Consider the following 14565-nt stretch of genomic DNA (forward strand, 5'->3'; position numbering starts at 1 on the left):
CCGTCCCGCACAGCTGTGGGCATACGCGCTCATACGTACGCCCCCACCTGGGCTTTTGCCGGGGAGCCCGACTCAGCCGCTCAGCCGCACCGGCATGATCAGGTACTTGTAGGCGTCGTCCGCCTCCGCGTCCAGCGCGGGCTTGCCGCTGAGCAGCGCCGGCTTGGTGGAGGTGGTGAACGACAGCTGCGCGACGGGCGAGTCGATGGCGCTCAGGCCGTCCAGCAGGAAGGTCGGGTTGAAGGCGATCGAGATGTCGTCGCCGTCCAGCTGGGCGTCGACCCTTTCCACAGCCTGTGCGTCGTCGCTGGAGCCCGCCTCCAGGATCAGCACGCCCTGCTCGAAGCTCAGCCGCACCGGGGTGTTCCGCTCGGCGACCAGGGCGACGCGCTTGACGGCCTCCACGAAGGGGGCGGTCTCGATCACGGCGACCGAGTTGAACTCCGTCGGGAACAGCGTGCGGTACTTCGGCAGGTCGCCCTCGAGCAGCCGCGTGGTGGTGCGGCGGCCCGCGCCCTCGAAGCCGATCAGGCCCTCGCCGGAACCGGAGCCGGAGAGCGCCAGGGTGACGCTGTCACCGGCGCCGAGCGACTTGGCGGTGTCCAGCAGCGTCTTGGCCGGGACCAGGGCGACCGCGGAGGCGTCCGGGTTCTCCGGCTTCCACAGGAACTCGCGGACCGCGAAGCGGTACCGGTCGGTGGAGGCCAGGGTGACGGTGTCGCCCTCGATCTCGATGCGCACACCGGTGAGGACGGGCAGCGTGTCGTCGCGCCCGGCGGCGATGGCCACCTGGGAGGCGGCGGCCGCGAAGACCTCGCCGGGGACGGTGCCCGTGGCGGTCGGCATCTGCGGCAGCGCCGGGTACTCCTCCACCGGCAGGGTGTGGAGGGTGAAGCGGGAGGAGCCGCAGACCACGGTCGCCCGTACACCGTCCGTGGAGATCTCCACCGGGCGGTTGGGCAGCGCGCGGCAGATGTCGGCGAGCAGTCGGCCGGAGACCAGGACGGTGCCCTCCTCCTCGACCTCGGCCTCGACGCCCACCCGGGCGGAGACCTCGTAGTCGAAGCCCGACAGGCTCAGCTGGCCCTCCTCGGCCTTGAGCAGCAGGCCGGCGAGGACAGGAGCCGGCGGACGGGCCGGAAGGCTGCGTGCCGCCCACGCCACTGCCTCCGCGAGTACGTCGCGTTCAACCCGGATCTTCACCGTAAGCCGCCTCCTGCTGTTGCGTCTGAGTCCTCCGACTCGGTGTCGCCGCCCATTGCCGGGGGAAGGACACCGGTGACCAGTCTGACGCACTGCGCTGACAGCAGGTGCCGGTCGGGGTCAAGTCGGTCCGAGCGGCAGCCGGGCTCGAAACAGCGAGTTGTGCACAGGCCCCGCTTCGAAACGGATTCCCAGCTCTCTCTAGTTGGAAGTAGTAGTAGGGGCTGTGGATACCGTGGATAACCTCGTTTTCGCAGGTCAGACCCCAAATTTTATCCACTGCCCCTGTGGGCGGAGCCGGTGGAAAACCCGGCCCCTCTGTGGAGAACAGAAAGTTCTGCACACACCGTCCCCAGGACAGGGCGAGTTCTCCCCAGCTGCGTCCCCAGGTTTGGCGACGTTTCCCACAGGGTCTGTCGGCAGCTTCGTGTGACGGCTTTCACTCGACGCAGTGACGGAGCCCGTCGCGTTGCCGAACAGTGGACAGTGATGTGGAGAAGCTGGCCTCTGCTGGGGAAAACCGCCCCCAACCTGTGGGCCGAGCCGTGGACAACGTTACGCACAGGGTGTGGACGGAGCACTTGTCCACACCCTGTGGAGATCGTTCGTCCACGAATCCACAGCCCTCTGAGCTGGGCAGACGTCCTACGCCCAGGCTCCCTGTGGACACAGCTTGGGACAACTTCTCAGTCCCCAGCCTGTGGGCGGAAGAAAGTCGGGAAATCTGTGGAGGGAGGCCGTAACCCCACAGGGAATCGAACACAAGGTTGCTGGTGGGACACGGTGCTGGGGGCTTGAAGGGGGGCGTCGAGGGCGCTTCGCCTCGCTGCGGGATGGGCCAGGAACGCCGAAGGGCGCCCCGGAGACCTCCCGGAGCGCCCTCAGGGCTCGTACGCGGCCGACGTCAGCCGTTCTTGATGCGGTTCGTCAGCTCGGTCACCTGGTTGTAGATCGAGCGCCGCTCGGCCATCAGCGCCCGGATCTTGCGGTCCGCGTGCATGACGGTGGTGTGGTCCCGGCCGCCGAACTGGGCGCCGATCTTCGGCAGCGACAGGTCGGTCAGCTCACGGCACAGATACATGGCGATCTGCCGGGCGGTGACCAGCGCCCGCCCGCGCGAGGTGCCGCACAGGTCGTCCACCGTCAGCCCGAAGTAGTCCGCGGTGGCCCCCATGATGGCCGGCGCGGTGATCTCGGGGGCGGAGTCCTCGCCGCCGGGGATCAGGTCCTTCAGGACGATCTCGGTGAGCCCCAGGTCCACCGGCTGCCGGTTGAGCGAGGCGAACGCCGTCACCCGGATCAGCGCGCCCTCCAGCTCACGGATGTTCCGCGAGATCCGGGAGGCGATGAACTCCAGCACCTCCGGCGGGGCGTTGAGCTGCTCCTGCACCGCCTTCTTCCGCAGGATCGCGATCCGCGTCTCCAGCTCGGGCGGCTGGACGTCGGTGATCAGGCCCCACTCGAAGCGGTTGCGCAGCCGGTCTTCCAGCGTGACCAGCTGCTTGGGCGGCCGGTCGGAGGACAGCACGATCTGCTTGTTGGCGTTGTGCAGCGTGTTGAAGGTGTGGAAGAACTCCTCCTGCGTCGACTCCTTGTCCGCGAGGAACTGGATGTCGTCGACGAGCAGGATGTCCATCTCCCGGTACCGCTTGCGGAAGCTGTCGCCCTTGCCGTCGCGGATGGAGTTGATGAACTCGTTGGTGAACTCCTCCGAGCTCACGTACCGCACGCGCGTGCCGGGGTACAGGCTGCGCGCGTAGTGCCCGATCGCGTGCAGCAGGTGCGTCTTGCCGAGTCCCGACTCCCCGTAGATGAAGAGGGGGTTGTACGCCTTCGCAGGCGCCTCGGCGACGGCCACCGCGGCCGCGTGCGCGAAGCGGTTGGACGCGCCGATGACGAAGGTGTCGAAGAGGTACTTCGGGTTCAGCCGCGCCGTCGGCTCACCGGGACCCCCGGCGGCCGGGGACGAGGAGGACGACGAGCCGGAGCCGCCACGGCCGGTGGACGGCAGTTCGGGACGCCCGGTCCCGCCGCCGCCGCGGCGCGCGGGGCCGCTGTCGGACGGCGGCTCGGGCAGCTCGCGGCGGACCGGGTCGCGCTGGTCGTACTCGGCGCGGGGCGCGCCGTAGTCGCGGCGCGGGGCGTCGTAGACGGGGCGCTGCTGCTCGTATCCCTGGCGCTCGCGGCCGGGATTGCGGTAGTCCGGCGCGCCGTAGGAGTCCTGGGGCGGGGAGGCGTAGGGGTCGCGCTCGGGATAGCCGAGGCGGGGCTGCTGCCAGCCGTAGTCGTCCTGGCCGGAGCGCGGCCACGCCCCGGGCTCGGGGCGCTGGTACTCGGACGGGTAGGTGGGGCGGGCCGTCGGCATCCGCTCCTCGCGCCCGGTCGGCGGGCGTTCGCCGTGACCGGCCGGTCCGTCGCCCGGAAGCTGGTGGTCCTCGGTGTGGCGGCGGCCGTAGCCCTCGTACGGGCCGGAGGGCAGTTCCGGCTCCTCGTAGCGCGGCTGCTGGGCGCTCTGCTCATGGGCGTCCGGCTGCTCGTGGTCGGCGGACTGCTGCGGGGCCGGGGGGCCGCCGACGGAGTCGTCCACGGTGATGGCGATCCGGATGGGGCGGCCGCACTCACGGCTCAGGGTCTCGCTGACGACCGGGGCCAGGCGGCCCTCCAGTACGCCCTTGGCGAATTCGTTCGGCACGGCCAGCAGCGCGGTGTCCGCGACCAGGGCCAGCGGCTGGCAGCGCCTGATCCAGTGCTCGTCCTTGGTCTCGACGCCCTGGCCCCGGCCCTCGCCCAGGAGTTTCTCCAGTACGCGTGGCCACACTGCGGCAAGATCGGCAGGTACGTCAGCCACAGGGCACGCTCTCTCAGAGGTCCCACGAACGTGTGGTTGTGGGATGGGTCGGGATGACAATCAGGTGGACGGGCCGGACGGTGCCGGGCAATCCCGGTCGTGCTGGGACAAGGGAACGAATCGGAGTCCAGCCACGGTAGTCAGGGCAGCCGGTAGGGTTCAAGTTGTTGTCCCCAGCCTGTGGACAGTGTCCCCCGACGGGCGCCGGTTTGACCGGATGGCGTAGCCGCGCGTACCGTGACCAGGTCGAGTTGTCGATGGCTGCTGCCGCCTGCCTCCGATGGGCACAGATCACTTCAGGTGATCGGGAAGCGGTGCACTCGGGCGCGTTGCGAGCTACTCGTGGGCGCACGGTGACAGCCAGGACGGCACCCCGCCACTACCGATTTCTTCTGGAGCCCCCGAGTGAGCAAGCGCACCTTCCAGCCGAACAACCGTCGTCGCGCGAAGACCCACGGCTTCCGGCTGCGTATGCGTACCCGTGCCGGCCGCGCCATCCTGGCGACCCGCCGCAGCAAGGGTCGCGCCCGTCTGTCCGCCTGATCCCGATCAGGTCATGACATCGTGCTGCCCTTCGAAAACCGGCTGAGGCGGCGCGAGGACTTCGCATCCGCGGTACGACGAGGACGCCGGGCCGGTCGCCCGACTCTCGTCGTCCACCTTCGTAGCGGTGCCACGAACCCGCACGCGCCTGGGGAGAGCGCTTCCCCGACGCGTGCGGGTTTCGTCGTGAGCAAGGCCGTGGGCAACGCGGTCGTCCGCAACACAGTGAAGCGCAGACTGCGTCACCTGATGCGTGACCGAGTCGCCCTGATTCCCCCCGGTAGCCTGGTAGTCGTACGCGCGCTGCCCGGATCGGGCGACGCGGACCACGCACAGCTGGCCCGAGACCTGGACGCCGCTCTTCAGCGGCTGATGGGAGGGGGCACGCGATGAAGTACCCGCTACTGGCCCTGATCAAGTTGTACCAGTGGACGATCAGTCCGCTGCTGGGGCCGGTGTGCAAGTACTACCCGTCGTGCTCCCACTACGGCTACACGGCCATCGACCGGCACGGTGCCATCAAGGGAACAGCACTCACGGCCTGGCGCATTCTCCGCTGCAATCCGTGGTCGCTGGGCGGTGTGGACCATGTCCCGCCGCGCAAGCGTCCGCGGTGGCACGAGATGCTGCGCAACGCCTGGGGCGCACGCAAGGGCGGGAACTCCGCCGACCCGGCCACCGAGGCGAAGCTTTCTTCCGAGCCACCTTCGGGCCCGGCCGCAGAGAACTCGTCCCATGCCCAAGGAGCATGATTAGTGGACACGATTGCCAGCTTCTTCAGCTTCATCACGACACCCGTCTCCTGGGTCATCGTCCAGTTCCACACGGTGTACGGGTCCATCTTCGGCCCGGACACGGGTTGGGCCTGGGGCCTGTCCATCGTGTCCCTGGTGGTCCTGATCCGCATCTGCCTGATCCCGCTCTTCGTGAAGCAGATCAAGGCCACGCGCGCGATGCAGACGCTCCAGCCGGAGATGAAGAAGATCCAGGAGCGCTACAAGAACGACAAGCAGCGCCAGTCCGAAGAGATGATGAAGCTGTACAAGGAGTCGGGTACCAACCCGCTCTCCTCGTGCCTTCCCATCCTGGCGCAGTCGCCGTTCTTCTTCGCCCTGTACCACGTGCTCAACGGCATCGCGTCGGGCAAGACCATCGGCGTCATCAACGACTCGCTGCTGGAGAGCGCCCGTAAGGCCCACATCTTCGGCGCCCCGCTCGCGGCGAAGTTCAAGGACAGTGCGGACACCCTGCACGCCCTCGGTGCCACGGTCACCGATGTGCGGGTCGTCACCGCCATCATGATCATCCTGATGTCGGCGTCGCAGTTCTACACGCAGCGCCAGCTGATGACGAAGAACGTCGACACCTCGGTGAAGACCCCGTTCATGCAGCAGCAGAAGATGCTGATGTACGTCTTCCCGATCATGTTCGCCGTCTTCGGCATCAACTTCCCGGTCGGTGTCCTCGTCTACTGGCTGACCACCAACGTGTGGACCATGGGCCAGCAGATGTACGTCATCCGCAACAACCCGACTCCGGGCTCCAAGGCGCAGGCGTCCTACCTGGAGCGGCTGACCGGCCACGTCACGCACCACGGCAAGGTCCGCCGTCGCAGCTCCCGGGTGATCGTCAAGGCGATCGTCGCCAAGGGACGCGACCGCAACGAGGCCGAGCGGAAGTTCATCAACTCCCTCAGCAAGGCGGGGCTCACCGCCCAGGCCGACGGCAACGTGGTCAAGAGCGAGAGCCAGGCCGTCGAACAGGCCGAGGACGGTACGCCCATCGCGGCCGCCGCGGCACGTCGTCAGCAGCCCAAGCGGCAGAGCAAGTCCCAGCGCCAGTCGGGGCAGAAGCAGCCGCACGAGGCCGAGCCGACCGCCGAGCACGCTCCTGAGCCGGACGCTGGACAGGCGCCCTCGCTGAGCAAGTCCGACGAGTCGCAGGACGCCGCCCCCGCGGCCGCCAAGCAGACCCCGAAGCCCGGTTCCGGCACCCGCAGCAAGGCCCAGTCCGGGCAGCGCAAGGGTGGCCAGCGGCCCAAGTCCCCGTCCAAGAAGTAAGAAGGAGCCCATCCCGTGACGGAAGGCACCACCACCGCCGCCACCGAGGGTGCTGACACCCTCACCCGCCTCGAGCAGGAGGGCGAGATCGCTGCGGACTACCTCGAGGCTCTGCTGGACATCGCCGACCTCGACGGCGACATCGACATGGACGTGGAGGCCGACCGCGCCTCCGTCTCGATCATCAGTGACGCGAGCGGCCGGGATCTGCAGAAGCTGGTCGGCCGGGACGGCGAGGTGCTCGAGGCGCTCCAGGAGCTGACGCGTCTGGCCGTGCACCGCGAGACCGGTGACCGCAGCCGTCTGATGCTGGACATCGCGGGCTACCGCGCCCAGAAGCGCGCCGAGCTGGCCGAGCTGGGTGCCGAGGCGGCCGCCGAGGTCAAGAGCAGCGGCGAGCCGGTCAAGCTCAAGCCGATGACGCCGTTCGAGCGCAAGGTCGTCCACGACGCGATCAAGGGTGCGGGACTGCGCAGCGAGTCCGAGGGCGAGGAGCCGCAGCGCTTCGTCGTCGTGCTGCCCGCCTGATCGGCCCCATGGTTCCATCGGCCCCGTCTGACCAACAGACGGGGCCGAAGTTTGTCAGCCTGGTAGTTCTGAGGGCCGGTGCGTGAAGCACCGGCGCGGTACGGAAGGACGGTCCCCGTGACGGAGGCAGCTGAGCTTCCCCCCGCGCCCGAACAGGCGCGGGAAGTGTTTGGCGATCGCTTCGAGGATGCGGTCCGCTATGCGGAGCTGCTGGCCGAGGCCGGAGTCCAGCGTGGCCTGATCGGCCCGCGGGAGGTGCCCCGCCTGTGGGAGCGGCACCTGCTGAACTGTGCGGTGCTCTCCGAGGCCGTCCCCGAGGGGGTGACGGTGTGCGATGTCGGCTCAGGTGCGGGACTGCCGGGCATTCCGCTGGCCCTGGTGCGTGACGACCTGAACATCACCCTGCTGGAGCCCCTGCTGCGCCGCACCACGTTCCTCACCGAGGTCGTGGAGCTGCTGGGCCTGGACCATGTCACCGTGGTCCGCGGTCGCGCGGAGGAGATGCTGGGCAAGGTGCCGCCGGTCCATGTGGTGACCGCGCGGGCCGTGGCTCCGCTGGACCGGCTGGCCGCGTGGGGCATCCCGCTGCTGCGGCCCTACGGCGAGATGCTGGCGCTCAAGGGGGACACCGCCGAGGAGGAGCTGAAGGCGGCGTCCACCGCGCTCAGCAAGCTCGGTGCGGTGTCGACGTCGGTTCTCCAGGTGGGCGAGGGCGTGGTGGACCCGCTCTCCACGGTGGTCCGGGTGGAGGTCGGTGAGAGTCCGGGCGGCGTGCGGTTCGCCGCCAAGCGGGCCAAGGCGGCCCGGACGAGCCGGACGCGTCGGCGTCGCTGAGTTCTGGGCTGCTGAGTTCTGAGCTGCTGAGTTCTCAGCCGCTGGGTTCTGAGTTGCCGAGTCCTGCGGAGTGCGCCCCTGGCCGAGGCCGGGGGCGCTTTCTTTTGCTCGTCGGCTGGGCGGGCCGGAGTGTCGCAGAGCCCCGGCCCTCGTGGCTGTGCATCGTGTTTCACGTGAAACGTCGCTCTCTGCTGCACGGCATCATCAGTCGCGGTCGCGCCGCGGCGGAACCCCTCGACCGGCGGCCTCTTGGTTCACTCGGAGGGGTGCCGAAGTTGTCCACAGAGGTGGACTTCTCCACAGAACGCCAGGGCTCACTGGTTCGTGCCCCCGAAGGCATGGGAGGCTCTGTTCATTGCGAGCCTGTAGTCGAGGAGAGTGAATCCTTGCGGTCCGACGCCAACATCGCGGGACCGATGACCGATCCGGTCCCCGGTCCCCGTACCGAATCGAGGGAGACGGATGTTTCACGTGAAACACCGCCTCCGATGGACGACACTCCCATCGGTCGTGCGGCCCAAGTGGCGGTCGACGCCCTGGGCCGTGCCGCAGAGGGCATGCCGAGGCCGGAGCAGACCCGAGTCATCGTGGTCGCCAACCAGAAGGGCGGCGTCGGCAAGACGACGACGACCGTCAACCTCGCCGCCTCCCTCGCGCTGCACGGCGCCCGGGTCCTGGTGATCGACCTCGACCCTCAGGGGAATGCCTCCACGGCACTAGGGATCGACCACCACGCGGAAGTCCCCTCCATCTACGACGTCCTGGTGGACAGCCAGCCGCTCGCCGAGGTTGTCCAGCCCGTCACCGATGTCGAGGGTCTCTTCTGCGCTCCCGCCACGATCGACCTCGCCGGTGCGGAGATCGAACTGGTCTCCCTGGTCGCCCGTGAGAGCCGGTTGCAGCGCGCGATCCAGGCGTACGAGCAGCCGTTGGACTACATCCTCATCGACTGCCCGCCGTCGCTGGGCCTGTTGACGGTCAACGCACTCGTGGCCGGCCAGGAGGTCCTCATCCCGATCCAGTGCGAGTACTACGCACTGGAGGGCCTGGGTCAGCTCCTGCGCAACGTCGATCTGGTGCGGGGTCACCTCAACCAGTCCCTGCATGTGTCGACGATCCTGCTCACCATGTACGACGGCCGGACCCGCCTCGCCTCCCAGGTGGCGGAGGAGGTGCGCACCCACTTCGGCGACGAGGTGCTGCGGACGAGCATTCCGCGCTCGGTCCGTATCTCCGAGGCGCCGAGCTACGGGCAGACGGTGCTGACCTACGATCCAGGTTCGAGCGGTGCGCTCTCCTATCTCGAGGCGGCCCGAGAGATCGCGCTGAGGGGCGTGGGGGTCAGCTATGACCCGACCCAGGCCCATCTCGGCACCCAGAACGACCGGAACATGGTGGAGGGGATGCAGTGAGTGATCGACGAAGGGGGCTGGGCCGAGGACTTGGCGCACTGATCCCCGCAGCGCCGACAGAGAAGATCCCGGCGTCGGCCGTGCTGGGCGGTGGATCGCCCGCCTCCTCGGCATCGGGCCCGACGCTGTCGCCCGACCGCAGGCCCACCGGGATCGGCCGAGGCGGCGCCCTGCCGTCGGCGTCCCGGGAGCTGGAGGAGGTCCCGGCGAGCCCGGCCGACGAGCGGCCCGCACCGCCCGCCGGTGCCTACTTCGCCGAGCTGCCGATCGAGGCCATCACGCCGAACCCGCGCCAGCCGCGCGAGGTCTTCGACGAGGACGCGCTGAACGAACTGGTCATCTCCATCAAGGAGGTGGGCCTGCTTCAGCCCGTCGTCGTGCGGGAACTGGGCGACGACCGCTATGAACTGATCATGGGTGAGCGCCGTCTGCGCGCCAGCCGCGAGGCGGAACTCGAGACCATCCCGGCGATCGTCCGCGCCACGGACGACGAGAAGCTCCTGCTGGACGCCCTGCTGGAGAACCTGCACCGCGCGCAGCTGAACCCGCTGGAAGAGGCGCACGCCTACGACCAGTTGCTCAAGGACTTCAACTGCACGCACGACCAGCTGGCCGACCGCATCGGGCGCTCCCGGCCGCAGATCTCCAACACCCTGCGGCTGCTGAAGCTTTCGGCGACCGTGCAGAAGCGGGTCGCCGCAGGTGTGCTCTCGGCGGGTCATGCGCGGGCGCTGCTGTCCGTGGAGGACTCCGAGGAGCAGGACCGGCTGGCGCACCGCATCGTGGCCGAGGGGCTGTCGGTGCGGGCCGTCGAGGAGATCGTGACGCTGATGGGGTCGCGGCCGCAGGGCGCCCAGCGCGCCAAGGGGCCGCGGGCGGGCGCTCTGGTCTCCCCGGCGCTGAGCGGTCTGGCGACGCGGCTCTCCGACCGGTTCGAGACCCGGGTGAAGGTCGACCTCGGCCAGAAGAAGGGCAAGATCACCGTCGAGTTCGCTTCGGTGGAGGATCTGGAACGCATCCTCGGCACGCTGGCCCCCGGTGAGGGGCCGATCCTGCCGAAGGGGTCCCCGGAGGACGAGTCCGAGGAGTAGCCCTCCCCGGGAGGGCGTTCCGTCAGCGGGACTGCGAGAGCGGGCCGTGTCCGGTGTGTACCGGAACACGGTCCGCTCTTTGCTTTGCGCCGGTATCGAGGGAATCGCATCGTGGATACGATGCGAGCGGATGTGACGCGGCGAAGGAAGCGAGGAACAGCTTTCATGGGGCGTCGGCTCGTACCGCTCACGCTGGACAACCTTCAGGATCTCCCCCAGCGGTGCCGTTCGTGCGTCTTCTGGGAGCTGGACCCCGTCAGCGCCGAAGCCGCCGTGCGGGCGGGCACCACGCAGATGGAGAAGGAGTCCTGGATCTCCGCCGTCCTGCTGGACTGGGGCTCCTGCGGCCGGGTGGCCTATGTCGACGACGTACCGGTCGGCTTCGTGCTCTACGCCCCGGCGGCCTACGTCCCGCGCGCGACTGCGTTCCCCACGAGCCCGGTCTCCCCGGACGCCGTGCAGCTCATCACGTCGTTCATCATGCCCGGCTACCAGGGGCAGGGGCTTGGGCGGGTGCTGGTGCAGGCGGTCGCCAAGGATCTGCTGCGCCGGAACTTCAAGGCCATCGAGGCGTTCGGGGACACCCGCTGGAAAGAGCCCGCCTGCCTGCTGCCCGCCGACCATCTCCTCGCGGTGGGCTTCAAGACGGTGCGGCAGCACTCCCGGCACCCCCGGCTGCGTCTGGAGCTGCGCTCGGCGCTGTCCTGGAAGGAAGACGTCGAGCTGGCCCTCGACCGGCTGCTGGGCGCGGTCCACAAGGAGCCCGCACTGCGGCCGCTGTGACGGGGCCGGGCGGTCTCCGCGTCCCGAACACGACGAAGGGGCCGACCCTGATGGGTCGGCCCCTTCGTGGGCCATGTTTCACGTGAAACATCGGCCGGTGCTGTGGACGTCAGCCGGTGATGAAGTCGTCCAGGTCGCGGACGAGCGCCGCCTTCGGCTTGGCACCGACGATCGTCTTGACGACCTCGCCGCCCTGGTAGACGTTCAGCGTCGGGATGGACATGACGCCGTACTTGGCGGCCGTGGCCGGGTTCTCGTCGATGTTCAGCTTGACGATCTGGATCTTGTCGCCGTGCTCGGCGGCGATGGCCTCCAGGGACGGAGCGATCTGGCGGCACGGCCCGCACCACTCGGCCCAGAAGTCCACCAGGACGGGCTTGTCGCTCTTGAGGACGTCCTCGTCGAAGGAGTCGTCAGTCACTTTCTTCACGGTGCCGGCCACAGCGGGCTCCTTAATTGATCGTTCGGGGGGGATGGGGGTAAGTCAGACGGCGGTCTTCTCGGGCTCGGCGTGGCCGCCCTCGTCCAGCAGGGACGCGAGGTAGCGCTCCGAGTCCAGCGCCGAGGCGCAGCCGGTGCCGGCCGCGGTGATCGCCTGGCGGTAGGTGTGGTCGACGACGTCACCCGCGGCGAAGACGCCGGGCAGGTTGGTCCGGGTGGAGGGCGCGTCCACCTTGAGGTAGCCCTCCGCGTCCAGGTCCAGCTGGCCCTTGAAGAGCTCGGTGCGCGGGTCGTGGCCGATGGCGATGAACAGACCCGTGACGGGCAGGTCGGACAGCTCGCCGGTCTTGAGGTTGCGGAGCTTCAGCCCGGTGAGCTTCTTCTCGCCCAGGATCTCGACGACCTCGCTGTCCCAGGCGAACTTGATCTTCGGGTCGTTGAAGGCACGCTCCTGCATCGCCTTGGAGGCGCGCAGGGTGTCCCGGCGGTGGACGATCGTCACGGACTTGGCGAACCGGGAGAGGAAGGTGGCCTCCTCCATCGCGGTGTCACCACCACCGATCACGGCGATGTCCTGGTCCCGGAAGAAGAAGCCGTCACAGGTGGCGCACCACGAGACGCCACGGCCGGACAGCGCGTCCTCGTTGGGCAGTGCGAGCTTGCGGTGCTGGGAGCCGGTGGCGATGATCACGGCCTTGGCCCGGTGGACCGTGCCCGCGGTGTCGGTGACGGTCTTCACGTCGCCGGTGAGGTCGACGGAGACGACATCGTCCGGCAGCAGCTCGGCGCCGAAACGCTCGGCCTGCGCCCGCATGTTGTCCATCAGCTCGGGGCCCATGATGCCGTTGGGGAAGCCCGGAAAGTTCTCCACCTCGGTGGTGTTCATCAGCGCGCCACCGGCGGTGACGGCACCCTCGAACACCAGGGGCTTCAGGGACGCACGCGCGGTGTACAGCGCCGCCGTGTAGCCCGCGGGCCCGGAGCCGATGATGATCACATTACGGACGTCGCTCACGGCTTGGTTCCTCGTCTCTGGTCTGTGTCGGCCGACCGGTGGGAGCCCCTGCCGGGACTCTCACACCACCCAACCGATCCTAAGGGGCGCACATTCCCCTGATGTCCGGCCACACGACGGCTGACACCGTACGGACGAGGAGAGACGGGCGGAGATCACCTCCGCGCCTTCTCAGTGACGGGCGAGAGACTGCTTCAGCAGCACATCACCGGCGGAGGCGGGGCGCCGGGTCGTACAGGAGGCGTCGACCACATAGGCCGTGACACGCTTGCTGTCGGCCTTGTCGGGCACCACGACGAGGTAGGCACTCTTGTCGGCGTAGGTGCCGCTCTTCGCCCCCAGAACCGTTTCACCGGAGTGGAGCGCACGCCGGACGCAGTCGGGCACCGGGACCTCGGGCTGGATCAGCGTGTTCGCGCTCTGCGTAGGCCCGGAGTGCGCCAGGTCCGTCTCGGCGTCCTGCTGCGGGCGCTGGCTGCCCCGCTGCAGTCCCTGCCTGGCGACGAGCAGGTCCGACACCTGGCTCTTCACGCTGGCCCCGGAGAAGGTGCCGACGGCAGACGCCGCCGTGCTCTGCGCCGTCTTGTCAGCCGAGCTCTGCCCGAGGGACTGGACGAGCAGGGAACCGGCCCCGAGGACAGCGGCGGTGAGCACGGCGCCCAGCGCGGCTGTCCGGCGGCGGCTCCGGGCGCGCCCCTTCCGACCGGGGCCGGTGGTGGCGCGAGAGAGCCTGGCGGGACGGTCCGGTGGGGTCGGTGTTTCACGTGAAACATGGCGACCGGAGCCTTCGGAGTCCGCCTGCTCGGTCCGCCCTGCTGCCTCGGCGGCCAGGGCGGCGTCGATTCGGTCGGCGATGTCCAGGGGCATCGGTGGCACATCCGGGACGCCGCCCAGCAGCCCCTGGATCTCCGTCAGCGCGGCATGGACCTCGGCGCATGCCGCGCAGCCCTCCAGGTGGCACCGCAGCTCCGCGCTACGGGACGGCGGCAGGAGCCCCTCGGTCAGGTCGGAGATCTCGGCGACATCCGGGTGCCCGGTCGTGTCCGTCGAGGACGTCATGCTCGCCCACCTCCGCCCTTCACGACGGCTGAACCATTCGGCCCGGAGTCTTCGGTTCCCTCGCCCTCAGATCCTGTCGGAGGTGGGACGGATGCCCCGTGCACCCGGTTCCGTCCCGCCAAGGGTTCTTTTCCACCGTCAGGGGCGGCGGCGCTTCTCTCGCGGGGGGCGCCGGGGCGTAGGTGGGCGAGCAGGGGAAGGAGTCTGGCCCGGCCTCGGGCGCAGCGGCTCTTCACCGTCCCGGTGGGCACGTCCAGGACTCGCGCCGCCTCGGCGACGGGGTAGCCCTGCATGTCCACCAGGACCAGCGCCGCCCGCTGCTCGGCGGGCAGGGTGCCGAGAGCCTCGAGGAGCTGGCGGTGGAGGTCGTTGCGCTCGGCCGGGGCGGAGGCCGACTCGTGCGGCTCCAGCAGCTGTTCCAGGCGCTCGGGGTCGTCGACGGGCGCGGTCTTCCGCGAGGCCGCCTTGCGGATGCGGTCCAGGCAGGCGTTCACGGTGATCCGGTGCAGCCAGGTCGTGACGGCGGACTGCCCCCGGAAGGTGTGCGCGGCGCGGTAGGCCGACACCAGCGCGTCCTGCACCGCGTCGGCGGCCTCCTCGCGGTCCCCCAGCGTCCGCAGCGCGACCGCCCACAGCCGGTCCCGGTGCCTCCGCACGATCTCACCGAAGGCATCGGGGTCACCCTGCACATGACGGGCGAGCAGATCCTCGTCCCGTACCTCGCCGTACCGGCTATCGCCTGCCATCG

General features: G+C 69.2%; 15 protein-coding genes. 9 read left to right on the forward strand and 6 right to left on the reverse strand.

Translation table 11 applies throughout. From position 1 onward, the window contains the following. Positions 1-72: 72 nt before the first annotated feature. Together dnaN and dnaA are read right to left on the reverse strand one after the other, a co-directional pair. Positions 73-1203 (reverse strand): DNA polymerase III subunit beta, encoded by a 1131-nt coding sequence (gene dnaN, locus ACI2LY_RS24560; protein ID WP_030806004.1) that lies wholly within the window; start codon positions 1201-1203, stop codon positions 73-75. Positions 1204-2107: 904 nt separating this feature from the next. Further along, positions 2108-4051 (reverse strand): chromosomal replication initiator protein DnaA, encoded by a 1944-nt coding sequence (gene dnaA / locus ACI2LY_RS24565; protein ID WP_404709054.1) that lies wholly within the window; start codon positions 4049-4051, stop codon positions 2108-2110. A gap of 405 nt (positions 4052-4456) precedes the next feature. On the opposite strand from dnaA, the gene rpmH reads away from it, so the two are divergent. The 9 genes from rpmH (at position 4457) to ACI2LY_RS24610 (ending at position 11302) form a co-directional block, all read left to right on the forward strand. Then, complete coding sequence (rpmH, locus tag ACI2LY_RS24570) at positions 4457-4594, forward strand: 50S ribosomal protein L34 (protein WP_003975051.1); 138 nt, start codon at positions 4457-4459, stop codon at positions 4592-4594. 21 nt (positions 4595-4615) lie between these two features. Beyond that, positions 4616-4987: a ribonuclease P protein component gene (gene rnpA / locus ACI2LY_RS24575; protein WP_399716235.1), complete on the forward strand. Its 372-nt coding sequence runs from the start codon at positions 4616-4618 to the stop codon at positions 4985-4987. Continuing rightward, on the forward strand, positions 4984-5346 hold the full coding sequence (gene yidD, locus ACI2LY_RS24580; RefSeq protein ID WP_355191600.1) for a membrane protein insertion efficiency factor YidD: 363 nt from the start codon (positions 4984-4986) through the stop codon (positions 5344-5346). The genes rnpA and yidD overlap by 4 nt, the downstream gene beginning before the upstream one ends. A 3-nt stretch (positions 5347-5349) precedes the next feature. Further along, positions 5350-6654, forward strand: coding sequence for a membrane protein insertase YidC (yidC, locus tag ACI2LY_RS24585; RefSeq protein WP_404709055.1), 1305 nt, complete (start codon positions 5350-5352; stop codon positions 6652-6654). A gap of 15 nt (positions 6655-6669) precedes the next feature. Further along, positions 6670-7182: a protein jag gene (locus tag ACI2LY_RS24590; RefSeq protein ID WP_404709056.1), complete on the forward strand. Its 513-nt coding sequence runs from the start codon at positions 6670-6672 to the stop codon at positions 7180-7182. 117 nt (positions 7183-7299) lie between these two features. Continuing rightward, positions 7300-8016, forward strand: coding sequence for a 16S rRNA (guanine(527)-N(7))-methyltransferase RsmG (gene rsmG, locus ACI2LY_RS24595; RefSeq protein WP_030806030.1), 717 nt, complete (start codon positions 7300-7302; stop codon positions 8014-8016). Between the two features lie 338 nt (positions 8017-8354). Then, positions 8355-9428: a ParA family protein gene (locus ACI2LY_RS24600; RefSeq protein WP_389004456.1), complete on the forward strand. Its 1074-nt coding sequence runs from the start codon at positions 8355-8357 to the stop codon at positions 9426-9428. After that, positions 9425-10519 (forward strand): ParB/RepB/Spo0J family partition protein, encoded by a 1095-nt coding sequence (locus tag ACI2LY_RS24605; RefSeq protein ID WP_404709057.1) that lies wholly within the window; start codon positions 9425-9427, stop codon positions 10517-10519. Before ACI2LY_RS24600 ends, ACI2LY_RS24605 begins: the two co-directional genes overlap by 4 nt. 165 nt (positions 10520-10684) lie before the next feature. Next, a complete protein-coding gene (locus ACI2LY_RS24610; RefSeq protein ID WP_389003687.1) occupies positions 10685-11302 on the forward strand; it encodes a GNAT family N-acetyltransferase in 618 nt (205 codons plus the stop codon). A gap of 109 nt (positions 11303-11411) precedes the next feature. Here ACI2LY_RS24610 and trxA read toward each other — a convergent pair whose 3' ends face one another. The 4 genes from trxA to sigM form a co-directional block, all read right to left on the reverse strand. Beyond that, the gene (gene trxA / locus ACI2LY_RS24615; protein ID WP_161147293.1) at positions 11412-11744 is read right to left on the reverse strand and encodes a thioredoxin; all 333 of its coding nucleotides are present in this window, start codon (positions 11742-11744) and stop codon (positions 11412-11414) included. A 42-nt stretch (positions 11745-11786) separates the two neighbouring features. Next, positions 11787-12758 carry a thioredoxin-disulfide reductase gene (trxB, locus tag ACI2LY_RS24620; protein ID WP_389003681.1) on the reverse strand — a complete coding sequence of 324 codons (972 nt, stop codon included), beginning with the start codon at positions 12756-12758 and terminating at the stop codon, positions 11787-11789. Positions 12759-12929: 171 nt separating this feature from the next. Further along, positions 12930-13817 (reverse strand): hypothetical protein, encoded by an 888-nt coding sequence (locus ACI2LY_RS24625; protein ID WP_404709058.1) that lies wholly within the window; start codon positions 13815-13817, stop codon positions 12930-12932. Next, the gene (gene sigM / locus ACI2LY_RS24630) at positions 13814-14563 is read right to left on the reverse strand and encodes an RNA polymerase sigma factor SigM (RefSeq protein WP_404709059.1); all 750 of its coding nucleotides are present in this window, start codon (positions 14561-14563) and stop codon (positions 13814-13816) included. Before sigM ends, ACI2LY_RS24625 begins: the two co-directional genes overlap by 4 nt. Positions 14564-14565 lie beyond the last annotated feature (2 nt).

The organism is Streptomyces sp. NPDC002176 (genome assembly GCF_044903645.1).
GTDB lineage: Bacteria > Actinomycetota > Actinomycetes > Streptomycetales > Streptomycetaceae > Streptomyces.

Excerpts from the sequence above, each read along its gene's own strand:
- yidD (WP_355191600.1), top strand. The coding sequence starts at position 4,984 with ATGAAGTACCCGCTACTGGCCCTGATCAAGTTGTACCAGTGGACGATC.
- ACI2LY_RS24600 (WP_389004456.1), top strand. The coding sequence starts at position 8,355 with ATGGGAGGCTCTGTTCATTGCGAGCCTGTAGTCGAGGAGAGTGAATCC.
- ACI2LY_RS24610 (WP_389003687.1), top strand. The coding sequence starts at position 10,685 with ATGGGGCGTCGGCTCGTACCGCTCACGCTGGACAACCTTCAGGATCTC.
- ACI2LY_RS24625 (WP_404709058.1), bottom strand. The coding sequence starts at position 13,817 with ATGACGTCCTCGACGGACACGACCGGGCACCCGGATGTCGCCGAGATC.
- sigM (WP_404709059.1), bottom strand. The coding sequence starts at position 14,563 with ATGGCAGGCGATAGCCGGTACGGCGAGGTACGGGACGAGGATCTGCTC.